The sequence below is a fragment of the Micromonospora echinospora genome (assembly GCF_014203425.1).
GTDB lineage: Bacteria > Actinomycetota > Actinomycetes > Mycobacteriales > Micromonosporaceae > Micromonospora > Micromonospora echinospora_A.
The window spans coordinates 3,365,976-3,382,739 of record NZ_JACHJC010000001.1 but is presented as its reverse complement, the minus strand read 5'-3'; the positions used below and the strand labels follow the sequence as shown (position 1 = coordinate 3,382,739).

Sequence of the window (16,764 nt, the reverse complement as noted above, 5' to 3'; positions counted from 1 at the left end):
CTTTTTGGCTCAACCAGGTCACAACCATGTCGGGCCTCCATCCGCCGCCGAGGCGGACATGCCTCAATGACAGCGGCCCTCGCGGCCGTGCGTCAGTGCTGCCACGTCACCGCCACGTGTGACGTGGCGGCACTGGCCGCGTTCCGACACGTCAGTAGGCTGAATCTCCCGCGGACGTCAGCTAGGAACAGGGAGGCAGCGATGACCGCCACCCATCCGGATCGGTGAACTCGCCGCTTGCGCCGGAATCAGCGTGCGATTCCTGCGCTACTACGAGGAGCAGCGCCTGCTCACCAGCCTGCGCGGCCCGAGCGGTCCGCCGCTACATCGAGGGTCAGATCGAGCGGATCCGCTTCATTCGCCGTGCAGGCCGAGCGCGCCGCGTACCAGATCCCGCGGCGATCGGCGTGATGGTAGGTGGGGTTTCTGGTCTCGGTCCGTCGATCTGATGTTGCCGGGCCGCGTATGGCAAGGATCCGCCGGACGCCGCTCTCACAGCCAGTCGTGTCCGCGGGCGTAGCGGGCCGCTTCGTGGCGGGTCCGGGTCTGGGTCTTGCGCATGGCGTTGGAAAGGTAGTTGCGTACGGTGCCCGGGGCAAGGTGGAGCCGGGCGGCGATGTCGGCGACCGAGTAGCCCTCGCCGGTGACCCGCAGCACGTCGGCTTCGCGGTCGGTGAGGGGGCAGTCCTCGGTGACGGCCAGCGCGGAGACATCCGGGTCGATCCAGCGTTTACCCGCGTGCAGGGTGGCGATGACCGAGGTGATGTGGGCCGGCTCGGCGGACTTGCTGACGAAGCCCTGGACGCCGAGCCGCAACGCCTTGCGCAGCACACCGGGGCGGGCGTGCCGGGTCAGCATGAGGATCACCTGCTCCGGTCGCGCTTGACGGATCTGCGCGACCGCGTCGAGACCGTCCATGCCAGGCATCTCCAGGTCGATGACCAGCACCTCGGGCCGGTGCCGCAGGGTGGCCTCAACGGCCTTCTCTCCGTTCTCGGCCTCAGCGAGAACGGTGATGTCACCTTCCATCGGCAGTAGCGCGGCCAGGGCCGTACGCAGCAGGACCTCGTCGTCAGCCAGCACGATCGTCGTCATCGGTCGTCCTCCCCCGCGGTCGTTGGGGCCACGCCAGCACGAGCGGGTCGGAAGACCGCCGCCGTCAGGAACCGCTCGTCCGTCTGGTCCACGGTCAACTCGCCCCCGTCGCCCGCCACCCGCTGCCGGAGTGTCGCCAGTCCTCTGAGCTCGGGGGGCGTGGTGGTGGTCACCCCGTCGTTGACGATGGTGATGCCCGACTCGGCGAGGATGATCTGCACCTGGGTGGCCTGCGCGTGGCGGAGGATGTTGGTGGTCGTCTCGCGCAGCACCTGGCCGAGCAGTTCGCTGGTGCGGGCGTCGACCTCGGCTCCCCGGGTCACCCGCACGCGGATGTCGGCCGCCTCGAACAGGTTCTTCGCGTTCTCGATCTCCGCGGTGAGGTTGAGTCGCCGTTGGGCGTACGCGAGTTCCTTGGTCTGCGCGATGGTGTCACTGACCAGCGCATACGTCTCCCGCAACTCCTTCTCCGCCCGCTCGGTGTCGCGGAGCAGCAGTCGCTGCGTCAGCGCGATCTTCAGCTTGACCACGTGCAGGGTATGGCCCTGGATGTCGTGCAGGTCGCTCGCAAACCGCACGCGCTCCCGCACCACCGCCAGCTCCGCCTCCCGATCCCGAGTTTGCTCGAGCTCCCGGATGAGGTCGTAGAACCGCTCGCCCACCAACGTCAGGACCGTCGCCCCGACGGTGAAGAAGGTCGGCACGAGGACGTAGGCACCCAGTACGTCGCCGACGTCGTCCCCCTCCACCAACAGCCGCGCCGCACCGACCACGGCGACGTAGGAGAACAGCCCGGCCACCGCCAGCCCTCGACGCCGCCGGACCTCGTGCAGTGCGAGGGAACCCACGAGGCAGATACCCCAGAACGCGTTCGGACTGTCGGTGACAAGGACCCCCACCGGCCACACTGCGCCCGCCACGATCACGCAGGGCAGCACGAACCGGGACAGGTCGCCGGCCGTCCACCGTTCGAAGGCCACCAGGGCCGCCACCGCCCCCGGCAGCAGGACGACGACGTGCCACCAGGTACGCGTGTCGATGTAGAGCAGAACCACCGAGGCGAACACCACAGGCGGCAGCGACGTGGCTAGGTTAAGCCGGCGCAGCCTCCCCTGCGTCGACTGAGTGAAGCCCATCGTTCGTGCGGTCACCCTCCCATTATCCGGCGGCCAGCGGCCACGACCAGTGACACCACGTCACAAGCGGCCGTGACACCGCGCCACTGACGGGTCGGCTGCGTCCGCGCTGTCATGGGTACATGTCAACCACATCTGTCATCGAGGTCGACCGGCTGAACCTCACCTACGGCGACTTCCACGCTGTCAAAGACCTCTCCTTCCAGGTGCGTGCCGGGGAACTCTACGCGCTGCTCGGCACCAACGGGGCCGGGAAAACCTCGACCCTGGAGGTTGTCGAGGGACATCGGAGGCCGACATCCGGCACCGTACGCGTCTTCGGGCGCAACCCGCAGGACCGCCGCACGGTCCGTCCCCGCATAGGAGTCATGCTGCAGGAGAGCGGATTCTCCCCAGACCTCACGGTCCGCGAGTCCGTCGGCCTGATCGGCCGGCTCAGCGGACGTACGGACGACGTCGACCGGGCGCTCGACGTCGTCGGCCTGACCGACCGAGCCAGCCGGCGAGTGTCCCAGCTCTCCGGCGGCGAGAAACGACGGCTGGACTTCGCCACCGCCGTCTACGGCACCCCGGAGCTGATCTTCCTCGACGAGCCGACCACCGGCCTGGACATCCAGTCCCGCGACGCCGTCTGGGCAACGGTGGACCGGCTACGCGAAAACGGCGCGTCCATCGTGCTCACCACCCACTACCTGGAGGAGGCGCAGCAGCGCGCCGACCGGATCGGGCTGATGCACCAGGGCAGCCTCCACCGCGAGGGCACCGTGGCCGAGCTGACCCGCACCCTGCCCGCCGTCGTCCGCTTCTCCCTCCCCGCGCCGGTGCCGCCGCTGCCGCTGCCGGCCGTCGTCGACGCCGGCGGGAAGGCCGTGGTTGAGACCTTCGCCCTGCAGAAGGACCTGCACCTGCTGCTGCGGTGGGCACAGGACCAGGGGGTGGAGCTGCGGGACCTGGAGGCCGGGCCGACCCGGCTCGACGACGTGTTCCGCGCCATCAGCAGCTGATTCGTCCCATCGACAGGAGTGCCGCCATGTTGTCCATCGCGTCCAGCGAACTGATCCAGATCTTCCGGAACCGGCTGGTGCTGATCACCAGCCTCATCATCCCGGTGGCCGTCTCTGCCCTCTTCGTCCGCAGGCACGAGACCTTCGTCGCCATCGGCAGCCTCGGTTACATCGCGGCGATGGTGATGTTCACCGTGGCCGCGTTCGGGCTCTACGCCACCGCCGTCACCACCCTGGCTTCCCGGCGCCAGAACCTCTTCCTTAAACGACTGCGGTCCACCGCTGCCGCCGACTCCACCATTCTCGCCGGTCTGCTGCTGCCCCCCACGGCGATCGCGATGGTGCAGGTGGCCGCGATCCTGACCGCGCTGGCCATGGTCGCCGGTAAACCGGCCAACGGCGCCCTACTCGTGGTGGCAGTCCTCGCGACCCTGGCCATGATGATCGGCTTGGCCCTGGCCACCGCGGGCCTGACCAATTCCCCCGAGCACGCCCAGGTCACCACCCTGCCCGTCACGCTCGGCGTGATCGCCGTGGCCAGTTGGGTGGGCATCAGCGGCACCGCGGACCTCGCCTGGCTCAAGCGGCTGCTGCCCGGCGGCGCGGTCACTGAACTGACCATGAACGCCTGGAACGGCGGCGTCGCCGTAACCGAATCCCTGCCCCTGCTCGCCCCCACCCTGGGCTGGGTCGTCATCGCCGTCGCCCTCGCCACCCGACTCTTCCGCTGGGATCCCCGCCGATGAACACCGAACCCCGAGGGCATTCGGACACCTCGCCCCGGTTGCAGCATGCCGCTGGCTACGGGTCGACGCAGTACTCCGCGGCCGGCGGCGTCCGACGGTTCGCCGGGACCACCCTGCCGATCCACTGGAAGAGACTGAGTTTCGCGTCGGCGTCTTCGAGGTTCATCCGCGTCAGGCCGTCCACCACACGTCCGACGGCGATCCGGGACAAGCTGTAGCGGGGCCAACCGGACTCGGCGAGCCCTTCCTCGGAGGAGTGCGCCGGGGCCGTCCGGCACGTCCACACGCGGGTCGACCGGCGGGTACACCTCGGGATCGAGGTCGGGGTTGGTCATCGGCTCAATATTCGACGCCACCGCCGGGACCGCCCGCCGAGCACGACTGCGGGCGACGCTCGCCGGCGCGACAGCCGGAGGAAGCGGCCCTCGATGCGCGGCGAGCGCGACGAGGGCCGCGGCCTGGGCGGGTGGCAGCGGACGGCGGGCGGTGGTCAGTCGGGCGGGGCCATCCGGCGACGCAGTTCCCGCTTGAGCACCTTGTGGCTCGGCCCGAGCGGCAGGTCGTCGACATACCGGACCTGCCGCGGGTACTTGTGCCGGCCCAGATGCTCCCGCGACCAGTCGATCATCTCCTGCTCGTCGGGCAGGCCCGGGCCGGCCGGGTCCGCCACCACCACCGCGCAGACCTCCTCGCCGTGACGCGGGTCGGGCACCCCGATCACCGCCACCTGGCCGACCGCCGGGTGCCTGGCAAGGACCTCCTCCACCTCGCGTGGGTAGACGTTGAAGCCGCCCCGGATGATCATGTCCTTCTTCCGGTCGATGATGGTGATGAACCCGTCGGCGTCCTTGCGTCCCAGGTCACCGCTACGGAACCAGCCGTCCACCACCGCCTCCGCGGTCGCCTCGGGCCGCCCCAGGTAACCGGCGAAGACGTTGTGCCCCCGGATGACGATCTCGCCGAGCTCTCCGGTCGGCAGCAGCTCGATCCGCTCGTCCACCTCCGCGCGGGCGATCTCCACCTCCACGCCCCAGACCGGGTGCCCGATGGTCCCGGCGCGGGTGCCGAAGTGCGGCTGGTTGGTGGTGGCGGTGGGTGAGGTCTCGGAGAGCCCGTACCCTTCGAAGACCGTCGTCTGGAAGGCGGCGTGGAACCGTTCCAGCACGGCCACCGGCAGCGACGCCCCGCCGGAGACGCAGAGCCGCAGCCGGGGCAGGTCGTCCCGGTCCCGGGCGGCGTCGAGCAGCGCCACGTACATGGTGGGCACGCCGTGGAAGACGTCCACCCCCTCACGCAGCATCAGGTCGATGGCGGCCGGCCCGGTGAACCGGCTCAGCAGCACCAGCGTCGCGCCGATCCGGAAGGTGCCGTTCATCGCCACCGTCTGGCCGAAGCTGTGGAACAGCGGCAGGCAGCCGAGCACTACGTCCGTCCTGCGCGCGTCGTTGGCGTCGAAGACGTTCACGGTGGCGTTCATGACCAGGTTGAGGTGGGTGAGCACGGCGCCCTTGGGCACCCCGGTGGTGCCGCTGGTGTAGAGCACCACCGCCGGGTCCTCCGCCGACCGGGTGACGTACGACGGCAGCGGTGGCAGCGGGTGGCTCAGCTCCTCCAGGCGGGGCGCGACCGCGCCGGCGGCCGCCGGCCCGACGGTCACCAGCGGCACGCCGGCCGCCGCCGCGGCGGCGGCGCCCAGGGCGAGCTGGGAGCTGTGGCACACCAGCAGCTTCGTGCCGCTGTCGGTCAGCACGTGCGCCGCTTCGTCCACGGTCAGCAGCAGGTGCACCGGGACGAGCACCGCGCCGGCGGCGAGGGCCCCGTAGTAGACCCGGGGGAAGTCCACCACGTTCGGGGCCAACAGGGCCACCTTGTCGCCGGGGCCGACCCCCCGCTCGCGCAGCCCGGCGGCGTAGCTGCGCGCCTCCAGCCACAGCTCGGCGTACGTCACCCGGGTGTCGCCGTCGACCACGGCGACGGTGTCGGCGTGCCGGCGGGCGGACTCGGCCAGCACCATGGCCAGCGACAGCGCGGTCATCGGGCCACGCCCCGCACCAGGCGGCTGACCGTCTCGGCGACGCAGACCGGCTTGCCGCCGGCGTCGCTCTCCACGGTGACCGCGGTGACCACCTGCACGCCGCCGTCCACGGGTGACACCCCGGCCAGGCTCGCGCTGGCGCGGACCGCGCTGCCGACCCGGAGCGGGGCCGGGAAGCGCACCCGGTTGAGGCCGTAGTTGACCCCCATGGCCACCCCCTCGACCCGGTAAAGGCCACCGGCCAGCGCCGGCAGCAGGGACAACGTGAGGTAGCCGTGCGCGATGGTGCCGCCGAACGGGCCGGCCGCGGCCCGTCGCGGGTCGATGTGGATCCACTGGCGGTCGTCGGTGGCGTCGGCGAACCGGTCGACCCGTTGCTGGTCGATCCGGAACCAGGGGCCGGGGCCCAGGGTCTCGCCGGTCGCCTCGGCCAACTCCTCGATGGACGCGAAGACCCTCATGCCAGGTGCCCTCCCAGCTTCGTGTAGCCGCGCAGCAGGTCGCGGGAGATGATCAGTCGCTGCATCTCGTCGGTGCCCTCGAAGATCCGGTAGAGCCGGACCTGCCGGTACCAGCGCTCGATCGGCAGCTCGCGGGTGTAGCCCATGCCGCCGTGGATCTGCAGGACGCGATCGACCACCCGATTGACCATGCCCGCGCCGTAAAGCTTCGCCATCGAGGAGGCGTGCCGCGGGTCCATGCCCTGCTCGACGGTCCAGGCGGCGCGCAGGATGAGCCAGCGGGCCGCCTCCAGCTCGGTCTCCGAGTCGGCGATCATCCACTGGATGGCCTGGTTGGTGCCGATCTTCGCGCCGAAGGTCTCCCGGGTGTTGGCGTAGTCGATGGCCATCGACAACGCCCGCTCGGCGATGCCGACGGCGTGCGACGGGATAATGTAGCGGCCCTTGCCGATCCACTCCATGCCGAGGCTGAAGCCCTGCCCGGGCTCGCCGAGGATGTTGCGCCCGGGCACCCGGACGTCGTCGAAGACCAGCGAGGCGGGGCCACCCTCGCCCATCGTCTGGATGAACTCCGAGCGCCACCCCATCGACCGGTCCACCAGGAACGCGGTGGCGCCGCCGTGGCGGGCGCCCTTCTCCCGGTCGGTCACCGCGATCACGATGGCGAAGTCGGCGTCGTGACCGCCGGTGATGAAGGTCTTCTCGCCGTTGAGGACCCAGTCGTCGCCGTCGCGGCGGGCGCTGAGCTTGATGTTGGCCGCGTCGGAGCCGGCGCCGGGCTCGGTGATCGCGAAGCAGCTGCGCCGCTCCCCCTCGATGGTCGGGACCAGGTACTCGCGCTTCTGCTCGTCATTGGCGTGGAACAGGATGTTGTCCGCCTCGCCGCCGAACCGGAACGGCACGAACGAGCGGCCGAGTTCGGTCCAGATCAGGGACTGGGTGACGGCCGGCAGGTCCATGCCGCCGTACTCCTCCGGGGTGGCCAGCCCCCAGAACCCGAACTTGCGCGCCTTGAGCTGCAACTCGCGCAGCTCGCTGTGCTCCAGTCCGGGCCGGTGCGCCCGTTCCCGCCGCAGCAGCTCCTGCTCCAGCGGCATGACCTCCCTGGTGATGAAGTCGCGGGCGGTGTCGCGGATCGCCCGCTCGGTGTCGGAAAGCGCGAAGTCCATGTCCCCTCCGGGTGCTGGTCCGCCGGCGCGCCTCAGCGCGCGCCGCCGTTGACGTACAGGGTCTGTCCGCTGACGTACGACGCGTCGTCGCTGGCCAGGAAGGCGATCACCGAAGCGATCTCGGTCGGCTGGGCGACCCGGCGCAGCGGGGTGTGCTCGGCGACCGTCCGCTGATGCTCCTCCGGGCTGCTGCCGACCCGCTGCGCGGTGGCGGCGGTCATCGCGGTGGCCACGTAGCCCGGGGCGACGGCGTTGACCGTGACGTTGTACGGGCCGAGTTCGATGGCGAGGGTGGCCGTCAGGCCCTGCACCCCCGCCTTGGCCGCCGCGTAGTTGACCTGGCCCCGGTTGCCGAGGGCGGAGCGGCTGCTGAGGTTGACTATCCGGCCGTAGCGGGCCGCGACCATGTGCTGTTGGGCGGCCTGGCAGCAGAGGAACATGCTGGTCAGGTTGGTGGTCAGCACCGCCTCCCAGTGTGGCAGGGGCATCTTGAACAGCAGGTCGTCGCGGGTGATGCCGGCGTTGTTCACCAGCACGTGCAACCCGCCGTACGCCTGCACCACCCGGTCGGTCATCGCGGCCACCGCCGCGGGGTCGGTCACGTCGCAGCCGATGCCGACGGCCCGGCCGCCGGCCGCGGTGATCTCGTCGGCGACCGCCCGGCTGCGCTCCTCGTCGAGGTCGACCACGGCGACGGCGGCGCCCTCGGCGGCCAGCCGGTGCGCGGTCGCCGCGCCGATACCCTGCCCGGCGCCGGTGACGACGGCCACCCGGTCGGCGAATCTGGTCACGGTTCTCCCCTTTGCTAGAAGGCGTTGACGCCGGTGAGCGCGCGCCCGATGAGCAGCTGCTGGATCTGGCTGGTGCCCTCGTAGAGGGTGGCCACCCGGGCGTCGCGCAGGTACTTGCCGACCGGGTACTCGTCGATGTAGCCGTACCCGCCGAAGACCTGGACGGCGTTGTTGGCCGCCCGGACCGCTGCCTCGCTGGCGAAGAGCTTGGCCATCGAGGCCTCGGTGGCGAACGCCTCGCCCCGGTCCACGAGGTCGGCCACCCGCCACACCAGCAGCCGGGCGGCGGCGGTGTCCACGGCGATGGCGGCGAGCAACTGCTGCACCAGCTGGTGCCCGGCGATCGGCTTGCCGAACTGGGTGCGCTGCCCGGCGTAGCCGACCGCCGCGTCGAGGCAGCCCTGGGCGATGCCGACGCAGCCGGCGGCCACCGACATCCGGCCCTTGGCCAGGGTGGCCAGGGCCAGCCGGAACCCGCCGCCGGCCGGGCCGAGGCGCGCCGAGTCGGGCACCCGGACGGCGTCGAAGCGCAGCTCACCGGTTGCCTGCCCGCGCAGCCCGAGCTTGCCGTGGATCTCCCTCCGGGTGAGCCCGGCGACGTTGGTGGGCACCAGGAACGCGCTGATGCCCCGGTGTCCGGGTCCGCCGGTGCGGGCGAAGAGCAGGACCACGTCGGCCACGGTGCCGTTGGTGATGAACGTCTTCGCGCCGGTGATCAGCCAGTCGCCGCCGTCGCGGGTCGCCCGGGTGGTCAGCGCGGCCGCGTCCGAGCCGCTGTCCGGTTCGGTCAGGGCGAAGCAGCCGAGCGCGGTGCCGGCGCAGAGCCGGGGCAGCCACTCGGCCCGCTGCGCGGCGGACCCGTACGCGGCGATGGCCTTGGCGACCAGCCCGAGCGACACCGAGACGATGCCCCGGACGGCGGAGTCGCCCCGGCCGAGCTCCTCCAGCACCAGGCAGTAGGAGAGGTGGTCGCCGCCGGACCCGCCGTCTTCCTCGGGGATGGTCAGCCCGAGGAAGCCCAGCCGGCCGAGCTTGTCCACGATCTCCGGGTCGACCGACTCGCGCCGATCCCAGGCCGCGGCGTGCGGAACCACCTCACGGTCGACGAACTCGGCGGCGAGCTGACGAACCGCCGCCTGCTCCGCGGAGAGCTGAAGGTCCATGCGGCATAAACTAGCGCTGCAAGTTTAAGTACGTCCAGACCCGGCTGTGGCAGAGTTGCCGCGACCGGCGAGTGAGCGAGGGAGGCGCGGATGCCCCGGCCGAGGCAGGCGCTGCTCAGCCGGCAGCGGATCGTCGATGCCGCCGCCGCGCTGATCGACGCGGACGGGCTGGAGGCGTTCTCCACCCGCCGGCTCGCTGCCGAACTCGGCGTACGCGGGCCCTCGCTCTACAACCACTTCGCCACCAAAGACGACATTCTCGACGCGGTGGCCGACAGCGTCACCGCCCAGGTGGACGTCTCCTTCTTCGGGCGCCTCGACTGGCGCGAGGCGCTGCGCCGGTGGGGGCACTCGTATCGGGCGGCACTGGCCGCGCACCCGAACATCGTGCCGTACCTGGCCCGCGGGCCGGGCCGGCGGCCGGCGGCGCTGGCGATGGCCGACGCGGTCTACGGCGGGCTCGTCGCTGCCGGCTGGCCGCCCGCGCGCGCGACGCACATCGGCGCGCTGATGCGCTACTTCGTGGCGGGCTCCGCGCTCGGATCGTTCGCCCGTGGCTTCGTCGAGGACCCGGGGTTGTACGGGGAGCGGTATCCGCACCTGACCCAGGCGCACCGGCTCGCCGAGCATCAGCAACGGGTGGACGAGGGCGCCTTCGCGCTCGGCCTCGACGCGCTCATCCATGGGCTCTCCCGCACCTACGAGGAGCACGTCGGGCCGCTACCACCCCTCCCGCCAGCCGATCCGGGGCACTAGAGTAAAAACTTGCAGCGCTAGTTTTTGACCACCGTGAGGGACGCGATGGATCTCGCACGAACCGACATCTATCTCGACGGAGCGTGGGTCGCCCCCTCCTGCGGACAGACCATCGCGGTGCACAACCCGGCGACCGAGGAGGTGCTGGCGAGCGTGCCGGCCGGCACGGCGGCCGACGACGAAGAGGCAGCGGTGGCCGTCGCGAACGACTCCCGGTACGGCCTGGCCGGCGCTGTCTGGTCCGCCGACGAGCAGCGGGCGGTGCGGGTCGCGCGGCGGATCCGCACCGGAGCCGTCGACATCAACGGCGCGCCGTTCAACCCGCTCGCCCCGATCGGCGGCTACAAGCAGTCCGGCCCCGGCCGGGAACTGGGTCGCTACGGGCTCGACGAGTTCCTCCAGACCAAGGCGATCCAGCGATGAGGGCGCTGCTCGCCCGCGGCGTGGACCAGCCGCTGACGGTGGAGGAGGTGGAGCTGCCGGACCCCGGGCCGGGTGAGGTACGGGTGCGGGTACGGGCCGCCGGGGTCTGCCACTCGGACCTGTCCATGGTCAACGGCACGGTCGCGCCGCCGTACCCGCTGGTGCTCGGGCACGAGACGGCGGGCGAGGTGATCGAGGTCGGCCCCGGCGTCGACCGGGTCCAGCCCGGCACGCACGTGGTGCTGAACTGGGCGCCGCCCTGCCGGCGGTGCTGGTACTGCGGTCGCGGCGAGCCGTGGTTCTGCGAGCGGACGGGCTCCCCCGCGACCGCCCGGGGCCGAACCTCGGACGGTTCGCCGCTGCACGTCGCCCTCGGCCTCGGCGCGCTGGCCGAGGAGGTGGTGGTGCCGCAGGAGGCGGTGATCGACGTTCCGGCGCAGCTGCCGTTCGCCACTGCGGCCCTGCTGGGCTGCGCCGTGCTCACCGGGGTCGGCGCGGTGCGCCGGACCGCCCGGGTGGCGCCCGGCGACTCGGTGGCGGTGATCGGTCTCGGCGGGGTGGGCCTGTCGGTGGTCTCCGCCGCCCGGGCCGCCGGCGCCGATCCGGTGCTCGCCGTCGACGTGTCGCCCGCCAAGGCCGAACTGGCCGCCGCCGCCGGGGCCACCGACTTCCTCGTCGCCGACGACGCGCTGAGCCGGGCGATCCGGGAGCGCACCCACGGGCGTGGCGTCGACCACGCCCTGGAGTGCGTCGGCCGCGGCGTGACCATCCGCGCCGCCTGGCGGGTCGCCCGGCGCGGAGGGCAGGTCACCGTCGTGGGGATGGGCGCGCGGGACGACGTGGTCAGCCTGAGCGCGCTGGACATCTTCCACTCCGGGCGGACACTGCGTTCCTCGGTGTACGGCTCGTCCGACCCGGACCGGGACCTGCCCGAGCTGGCCCGCGCCGTGCTCGACGGCACCCTGGACCCGGCCACCCTGATCACCGACCGGACCGGCCTGGACGGCGCCGCGGCGGCGTTCGACCGGATGGCCCGCGGCGAGGGCGCCCGTACCGTCGTGCTGCCCTGACCGCCGCTGCCCGCCGCCGCGCCGGGTTCAGTGCAGCGCGCAGGCGAGCTCGGTACGGGACCGGATGCCGAGCCGATGGAAGATGTTGCGCAGGTGGTGGTCGACGGTCCGGGCGGCCACCCCGTCGTCCCCGCCGGCCACGGCTTCCAGCTCCGCCGCCAGCACCGGGTCCGACATCACCTCGATCGGCGCCTCCACCCGTGCCCGGAACGCGGCCGTCGTTCCCGACCACGCCCCAGTCGTCGCTCGCTTCACCGGCCAGTAGCAGCCCAGCAGTGCTCGTAGCGACGATCGGCCAATCGGGTCACAGGGGCCTGCTGCACCGGCAGGTGACAGGTGTAGTCACGCGGCCTGACTGGCCGGTGGGTGCATGATGGTCTCGAATTCAATGGGGGTCAACCGGGACAGTGACCGCTGGCGTCGGCGGCGGTGGTAGGTCCGTTCGATCCAGGTCACGATCGCGATCCGTAGTTGTTGGCGGGTGGTCCATGATCGCCGGTTGAGGACGTTGTTCTGCAGGAGTCCGAAGAAGGACTCCATGGCGGCGTTGTCGCCGGCGGCGCCGACGCGGCCCATCGATCCGGTCATGTGGTGACGGTTCAGGGCTCGGACGAATTTCCGGGACCGGAATTGGGATCCGCGGTCGGTGTGAGGATGCACCCGGCCAGGTCACCGCGTCTGGCGGCGGGTTGTCCAGTGCGGCGACGGCCAGGCGGGACTTCATCCGCGAGTCGATGGAGTAGCCGACGATGCGGTGGGACCAGACGTCCTTGATCGCGCAGAGGTAGAGCTTGCCCTCGGCGGTGTGGTGCTCGGTGATGTCGGCCAGCCACAGCCGGTTCGGGCCGTCGGCGGTGAAGTCCCGCTGGACCAGGTCGTCGTGCACCGGTGGGCCTGGCTTGCGGCCCTTGCCGCGACGCTTGCGCCCCGTCACCCGACGGTGGGCTGGATGACGGCCCTGCCGCCACCGCTGCCGAACCGGTCGCCCGCGCCTGACTTCCCTCCGACAACAGCCGAACAAGCTCCAGGGCGGAGCCCCGAGGTCTTCCAGGTCTGGCAATCTCGAAGCGTGGCCGGCCGGAGGTCGCCAGCAGGCCGGGGCCGGGCCGGCGCGGCCCCGGCCTGCTGGCGGCTGCCTTGATCCAGAGAACAAGCGATTCGGCAGCCGTCCCGGCTGGACACTTCAGACCTGACCGTCGGTCAAGCAGCGCTAGGCACGTTTCAACTTGACTGATCTTGGTCCCCAGAACGGCGAAAGGGCCGACCCGATATCCGGATCAGCCCTCTGACCTGCGTCGGGACGGCCGGATTCGAACCGACGACCCCTTGACCCCCAGGACGTCGCGGTAGGCGTTGGCGCACGTCAGCAACGGCGCGCCCGGTGGCACGTCGTCGGCGGCCGCGCTGCCCGTGTCCGTCCGGGGTGGGCGTGTGGTCCCCCACTGGTCCCCGGTGGCGCTGTTGGATTCCGTGGCGCCCCACCGCGTCCAACCGCTGGGTGTGGTCGTCCGCAGCACCTGCGGGTGCAGGCCCGGTCTGGCTGCCTGTGGTGTGCGGCGGGTGGCACCGGATCGGTCGGGCATCCCAGAGCTGCCCGGGTCCAAGGGCGGGTAGCCCTTGCCGCCGGAGGCATCCAGTCAGCGCCGGTCGGGCCGAGGGGCGGCTACGTGGGGGGCTGTCTCGCTAACGGCACCTCTCTGTGTCAAGGCGTCGGCAGCAGAGAGGTGCCGTTAAGGCGTGTTTCATAAGCCGGTCAGAGCCATTCGGTGATGATGGTGATGGTCAGGACGGCGTGGAACCGGACGGCCAACTTGTCATAGCGGGTGGCGACGCCGCGGTGGCGTTTGAGCCTGTTGATGCCGTTCTCGACAGCGTGGCGTAGCCGGTAGAGCTGCGGGTCGAACGCCGGTGGGCGCCCGCCGTGGGAGCCTTTGGCTTTGCGGTGGGCGTCCTGGTCTTTCTTGCTCGGGATGCACGCCCGGATCCCGCGAGAGCGCAGGTATCTGCGGTTGGCGCGGCTGGTGTAGGCCTTGTCGGCCAGCACCAGCATCGGTCTGGTCCTGGCCCGGCCGACACCGAGGCGGTTCACGCGGATGCGGCGCAGGACCGGGATGAACTGCGGGCTGTCCCCGCGATGCCCGGCGGTGACGATCAGGGACAAGACTTTCTGGCCCTGCTCACAGGCCAGATGCGTCTTGGTCGTCAGCCCGCCACGGGAGCGGCCCAGCCCGTGATCGGCCGGCTCGTCATGAACCCCGCCGGGTGGTTCCTTCTGCAGATGACCGTCGGTGCGGGCACCTGCGGCGTGCTGGTGAGCGCGACTGGTCATCGAGTCCACGCTGACCGTCCAGTCGATGCGTCCCCGGGCGTCGCCCTGCGCCTGCAACGCTGACAAGATTCGGTCCCACGTGCCATCGCGCTGCCACCGACGGAACAGTCCGTAGATCGTCGGCCAGGGCGCGTACTCCGCTGGCACGTCTCGCCACGGCGCACCGATCCGGATCCGCCACCGAATCCCGTCGATGAGCTGCCGTTTCTCCCACTTCGGCGGCCGACCGGTAGACGACGCAGCAGGCAGCAACGGGGCCAGGACAGCCCACTGCGCGTCAGTCAGGTCATGCCGCCTCGTCACCGCTAAGGTGGCCACGAGGTCTCCGGTGCATGGTGCTTCTTGGTCGTTGTACCAAGTACCGGAGACCTCTTCAGTTATCGATCACCGCCACGCCGTGACTTCAACCGGCCAACCCCGAGTTACGAAACACGCCTTAGATCCACACTCCCGGAAGTAGCTGTCCTGGCGGAGCTTGGGGATCGCCAGGTCGATCGTTCCGGCCCGGGTGTCCCACTCGCGCTGCCGGTAGCCGTTGCGGGAGTTGACCCGCTCGTCGCTGCGTTGCCCATGTTTCCTCGCAGACAGTTCCAGTCCACCGACGTAAGATGATCGCGCCATGGTTCGCTGCGTGATCCTCGCCCATCGGGTTCCTGGGCGTGGTCGACCTGGTGAATCCTGACCAAGTTGAGGAGGGCAGTGGAGAATCGTCATCCTGGGGCCACGGAATAGGCCCCGACAGCCCAGGCAATGGCGTGGGGACCGCCCCTCGGAGATGCTGGGCAAGAGTGCGGAAATTTGTGGGAATGGACGCATGTTCAAGCACGGGAGTTGAACAGGGCGTCACCGAAGGACGCCGCAGATCCTTCACTGGCAACCGGGTCACCTGTGTGAACCCGGATGGCACCCTTGTCGGTGAGCGTTCAGGCGTTTGAGCATATGTGGTGGTGTGATGTCTTCTGTGGGTAAGATCATCCGATTCGATGATGTGCGTGGTTATGGGTTCATCGCCCCGACTGGCGGCGGCGATGACGTCTTCTTTCATGCCAATGACTTCGGCGAACAACGCCAGCTGGTGCGGATCGGCCTGCCGATCGAGTACGACGTCATAGATGGCGACCGCGGCCTACGCGCCCGGTCGGTCCGGGTTCTGGAAACGACCGAGACGCCGCACGCGTCGACCAACGGAGACGAGATCCGATCCCGGATCCGCACGGACGGCGACGAAGAGATGTGCGACGTTCTCGCGTCCGCCGAGTTCGTCGGGGCCGTGACCGAAATGCTCCTGCAGTGCGCGCCATCGTTGACCGGCTCCCAGATCATCGAGGTACGCAAGAGGTTCATCGAATTCAGCCGGTCCCACGGTTGGGTGGACGGCTGACACGCAGCGTGCCCTGCGTCAACGCGTAGACGACGGCTGGTGCCCGGGCCCAGGTGCCCGGGCACCAGCCGTCGTCGCCGTTTGTGCGACCACCAAGAGGTTTGCCACCTGCAGGAGGTCGGACACCAGCAGCAGGCAGCGCCCAGGTGATGGTGCCACGCCCGCTGCGCTGCGCCCGATCAGGCGCCGGGCCGGGCCGCCGTGTGCGTGCCGCGGCGGCCCCCGGGCCGCAGGCCAGCTGCTGGGCGCGTCCCCGTTCCGACCCAACCACGATGCGGCGACGGCCCACATCTGGCCCAGCATCGCCGGGGTGTTCAGGTCCTCGTGCCCGCAGGGCAGTCGGACCTCGCTGATCTCGCCGGTGATGTACGGCTTGCACAACTCGGCCGTCGGCGCGCGCTCCGGGATGCTCCGATCGGCGACGACGAGCAGCGCGTCACCGTCGAACCGACCGTACTCGTGGGCGTTGATGCAGGTGAAGTTGTTGCGCCGGAGGACCGCGAAGCGGCGCAGCTCCTCGTCGGGAGCGTTGCCGGGCACGGCACCGGCCTCCTTGCGCACGACTTCGGTGAGCGCGGCGAGCTGAGCCTCCTCGTCGGGGGCGGGCTCGTCCCCGATGACCGTCCGGATCCCCGGGTCCTTGGGATACTGGTCCAGGATGATCAGCGCGCCGACCGTCTCACCGACGGCCTGCAACTGCACCGCGATCTCGTGGGCAAGCACGCCGCCGTAGGGACCACCCGAGCAGTTGGTACGGCCTGGTGGGCTGCACCGAACGGACGTGTTCGAGCGGCACGGTGGCGGCCTCGCGCAGCGACGTGCACAGCGGGCGCTTGCCGTCCAGGCCGGGTGCCTGCATGCCGTACAGCGGGGTGTCCAGCCCGTCCGCCATGCTGGACAGGTCGATGCGCTGGATGAGGACGGCGACCATCAACACCATGGCTATCTGGCTGGGCAGGGCCGGGCGCCACCCGCAAGCACTGGCGGGATCGCTCTGGACCGCTGCCCATGTCCGGCAGGCCTTTCGCGTGGATCGCCCCACCGCACTCGCCGGCTGCGACGAATCCGTCCGGAGCTATTGAGAACTGCTCGACCAGGAGCCGGAAGCCTTCCGCGACGCGTTCAGGGCCGTCGAGGAACTCCGTGACCGACTGCGGAACACCGAGTTCCGACCGGACCGGCGCCCGCGGGCATCGTGGTCGCCC

The 16,764-nt window shown here is 70.6% G+C and carries 18 protein-coding genes and 2 pseudogenes; 7 read left to right on the top strand and 13 right to left on the bottom strand.

Annotation, left to right across the window (positions count from 1 at the left end; translation table 11 throughout):
* Window positions 1-253: 253 nt before the first annotated feature.
* Window positions 254-520: a hypothetical protein gene (locus FHU28_RS15800; RefSeq protein WP_311773596.1), complete on the top strand. Its 267-nt coding sequence runs from the start codon at window positions 254-256 to the stop codon at window positions 518-520.
* On the opposite strand, the gene FHU28_RS15795 is transcribed toward FHU28_RS15800, so the two are convergent.
* Window positions 493-1,095, bottom strand: a complete 603-nt coding sequence (locus FHU28_RS15795) for a response regulator (protein WP_184684924.1) — start codon at window positions 1,093-1,095, stop codon at window positions 493-495. The genes FHU28_RS15800 and FHU28_RS15795 overlap by 28 nt on opposite strands.
* Window positions 1,092-2,246, bottom strand: a complete 1,155-nt coding sequence (locus tag FHU28_RS15790) for a sensor histidine kinase (RefSeq protein ID WP_221453207.1) — start codon at window positions 2,244-2,246, stop codon at window positions 1,092-1,094. The genes FHU28_RS15795 and FHU28_RS15790 overlap by 4 nt, the downstream gene beginning before the upstream one ends.
* A 107-nt stretch (window positions 2,247-2,353) precedes the next feature.
* On the opposite strand from FHU28_RS15790, the gene FHU28_RS15785 reads away from it, so the two are divergent.
* Entirely contained in the window at window positions 2,354-3,235 is an 882-nt protein-coding gene (locus tag FHU28_RS15785; protein ID WP_184684921.1) for an ABC transporter ATP-binding protein, read from the top strand.
* Between the two features lie 29 nt (window positions 3,236-3,264).
* Window positions 3,265-3,981, top strand: a complete 717-nt coding sequence (locus tag FHU28_RS15780) for an ABC transporter permease (protein ID WP_221453206.1) — start codon at window positions 3,265-3,267, stop codon at window positions 3,979-3,981.
* Window positions 3,982-4,471: 490 nt separating this feature from the next.
* Here FHU28_RS15780 and FHU28_RS15775 read toward each other — a convergent pair whose 3' ends face one another.
* The 5 genes from FHU28_RS15775 to FHU28_RS15755 are packed head-to-tail and all read right to left on the bottom strand — an operon-like array spanning window position 4,472 to window position 9,600.
* On the bottom strand, window positions 4,472-6,016 hold the full coding sequence (locus FHU28_RS15775) for a long-chain-fatty-acid--CoA ligase (RefSeq protein ID WP_184684916.1): 1,545 nt from the start codon (window positions 6,014-6,016) through the stop codon (window positions 4,472-4,474).
* Window positions 6,013-6,477, bottom strand: coding sequence for a MaoC family dehydratase (locus FHU28_RS15770; RefSeq protein WP_184684914.1), 465 nt, complete (start codon window positions 6,475-6,477; stop codon window positions 6,013-6,015). The genes FHU28_RS15775 and FHU28_RS15770 overlap by 4 nt, the downstream gene beginning before the upstream one ends.
* On the bottom strand, window positions 6,474-7,646 hold the full coding sequence (locus tag FHU28_RS15765; protein WP_184684911.1) for an acyl-CoA dehydrogenase family protein: 1,173 nt from the start codon (window positions 7,644-7,646) through the stop codon (window positions 6,474-6,476). The genes FHU28_RS15770 and FHU28_RS15765 overlap by 4 nt, the downstream gene beginning before the upstream one ends.
* A 32-nt stretch (window positions 7,647-7,678) precedes the next feature.
* Window positions 7,679-8,437 carry an SDR family NAD(P)-dependent oxidoreductase gene (locus tag FHU28_RS15760; protein ID WP_116507002.1) on the bottom strand — a complete coding sequence of 253 codons (759 nt, stop codon included), beginning with the start codon at window positions 8,435-8,437 and terminating at the stop codon, window positions 7,679-7,681.
* A 14-nt stretch (window positions 8,438-8,451) separates the two neighbouring features.
* Window positions 8,452-9,600, bottom strand: a complete 1,149-nt coding sequence (locus FHU28_RS15755) for an acyl-CoA dehydrogenase family protein (protein ID WP_184684908.1) — start codon at window positions 9,598-9,600, stop codon at window positions 8,452-8,454.
* A 90-nt stretch (window positions 9,601-9,690) separates the two neighbouring features.
* Between FHU28_RS15755 and FHU28_RS15750 the strand changes: the two genes are divergently transcribed.
* Genes FHU28_RS15750 through FHU28_RS15740 form a run of 3 tightly spaced genes read left to right on the top strand, consistent with a single transcriptional unit; the run spans window position 9,691 to window position 11,849 of the window.
* Window positions 9,691-10,356, top strand: coding sequence for a TetR/AcrR family transcriptional regulator (locus FHU28_RS15750; RefSeq protein WP_184684906.1), 666 nt, complete (start codon window positions 9,691-9,693; stop codon window positions 10,354-10,356).
* A gap of 45 nt (window positions 10,357-10,401) precedes the next feature.
* Window positions 10,402-10,779, top strand: a complete 378-nt coding sequence (locus tag FHU28_RS15745) for an aldehyde dehydrogenase family protein (RefSeq protein WP_184684904.1) — start codon at window positions 10,402-10,404, stop codon at window positions 10,777-10,779.
* A complete protein-coding gene (locus FHU28_RS15740; RefSeq protein ID WP_184684902.1) occupies window positions 10,776-11,849 on the top strand; it encodes an alcohol dehydrogenase catalytic domain-containing protein in 1,074 nt (357 codons plus the stop codon). The genes FHU28_RS15745 and FHU28_RS15740 overlap by 4 nt, the downstream gene beginning before the upstream one ends.
* Before the next feature lie 27 nt (window positions 11,850-11,876).
* Here FHU28_RS15740 and FHU28_RS15735 read toward each other — a convergent pair whose 3' ends face one another.
* The 4 genes and pseudogenes from FHU28_RS15735 to FHU28_RS15720 all read right to left on the bottom strand — a co-directional run.
* Entirely contained in the window at window positions 11,877-12,047 is a 171-nt protein-coding gene (locus FHU28_RS15735) for a LuxR C-terminal-related transcriptional regulator (protein WP_184684900.1), read from the bottom strand.
* A 144-nt stretch (window positions 12,048-12,191) separates the two neighbouring features.
* A pseudogene (locus FHU28_RS15730) lies at window positions 12,192-12,771 on the bottom strand (IS3 family transposase); the annotation flags it as partial.
* An 831-nt stretch (window positions 12,772-13,602) separates the two neighbouring features.
* Window positions 13,603-14,481: an IS5 family transposase gene (locus tag FHU28_RS15725; protein WP_376700856.1), complete on the bottom strand. Its 879-nt coding sequence runs from the start codon at window positions 14,479-14,481 to the stop codon at window positions 13,603-13,605.
* A gap of 150 nt (window positions 14,482-14,631) precedes the next feature.
* A pseudogene (locus FHU28_RS15720) lies at window positions 14,632-14,751 on the bottom strand (transposase); the annotation flags it as partial.
* Between the two features lie 379 nt (window positions 14,752-15,130).
* On the opposite strand from FHU28_RS15720, the gene FHU28_RS15715 reads away from it, so the two are divergent.
* The gene (locus tag FHU28_RS15715; protein ID WP_184684898.1) at window positions 15,131-15,559 is read left to right on the top strand and encodes a cold-shock protein; all 429 of its coding nucleotides are present in this window, start codon (window positions 15,131-15,133) and stop codon (window positions 15,557-15,559) included.
* A gap of 18 nt (window positions 15,560-15,577) precedes the next feature.
* Here the strand turns inward: FHU28_RS15715 and FHU28_RS15710 are convergent, their stop codons facing one another.
* Both FHU28_RS15710 and FHU28_RS15705 read right to left on the bottom strand, forming a co-directional pair.
* Window positions 15,578-16,282, bottom strand: coding sequence for a hypothetical protein (locus tag FHU28_RS15710; RefSeq protein WP_184684896.1), 705 nt, complete (start codon window positions 16,280-16,282; stop codon window positions 15,578-15,580).
* Window positions 16,239-16,499: a hypothetical protein gene (locus FHU28_RS15705; protein WP_184684894.1), complete on the bottom strand. Its 261-nt coding sequence runs from the start codon at window positions 16,497-16,499 to the stop codon at window positions 16,239-16,241. The genes FHU28_RS15710 and FHU28_RS15705 overlap by 44 nt, the downstream gene beginning before the upstream one ends.
* Window positions 16,500-16,764 lie beyond the last annotated feature (265 nt).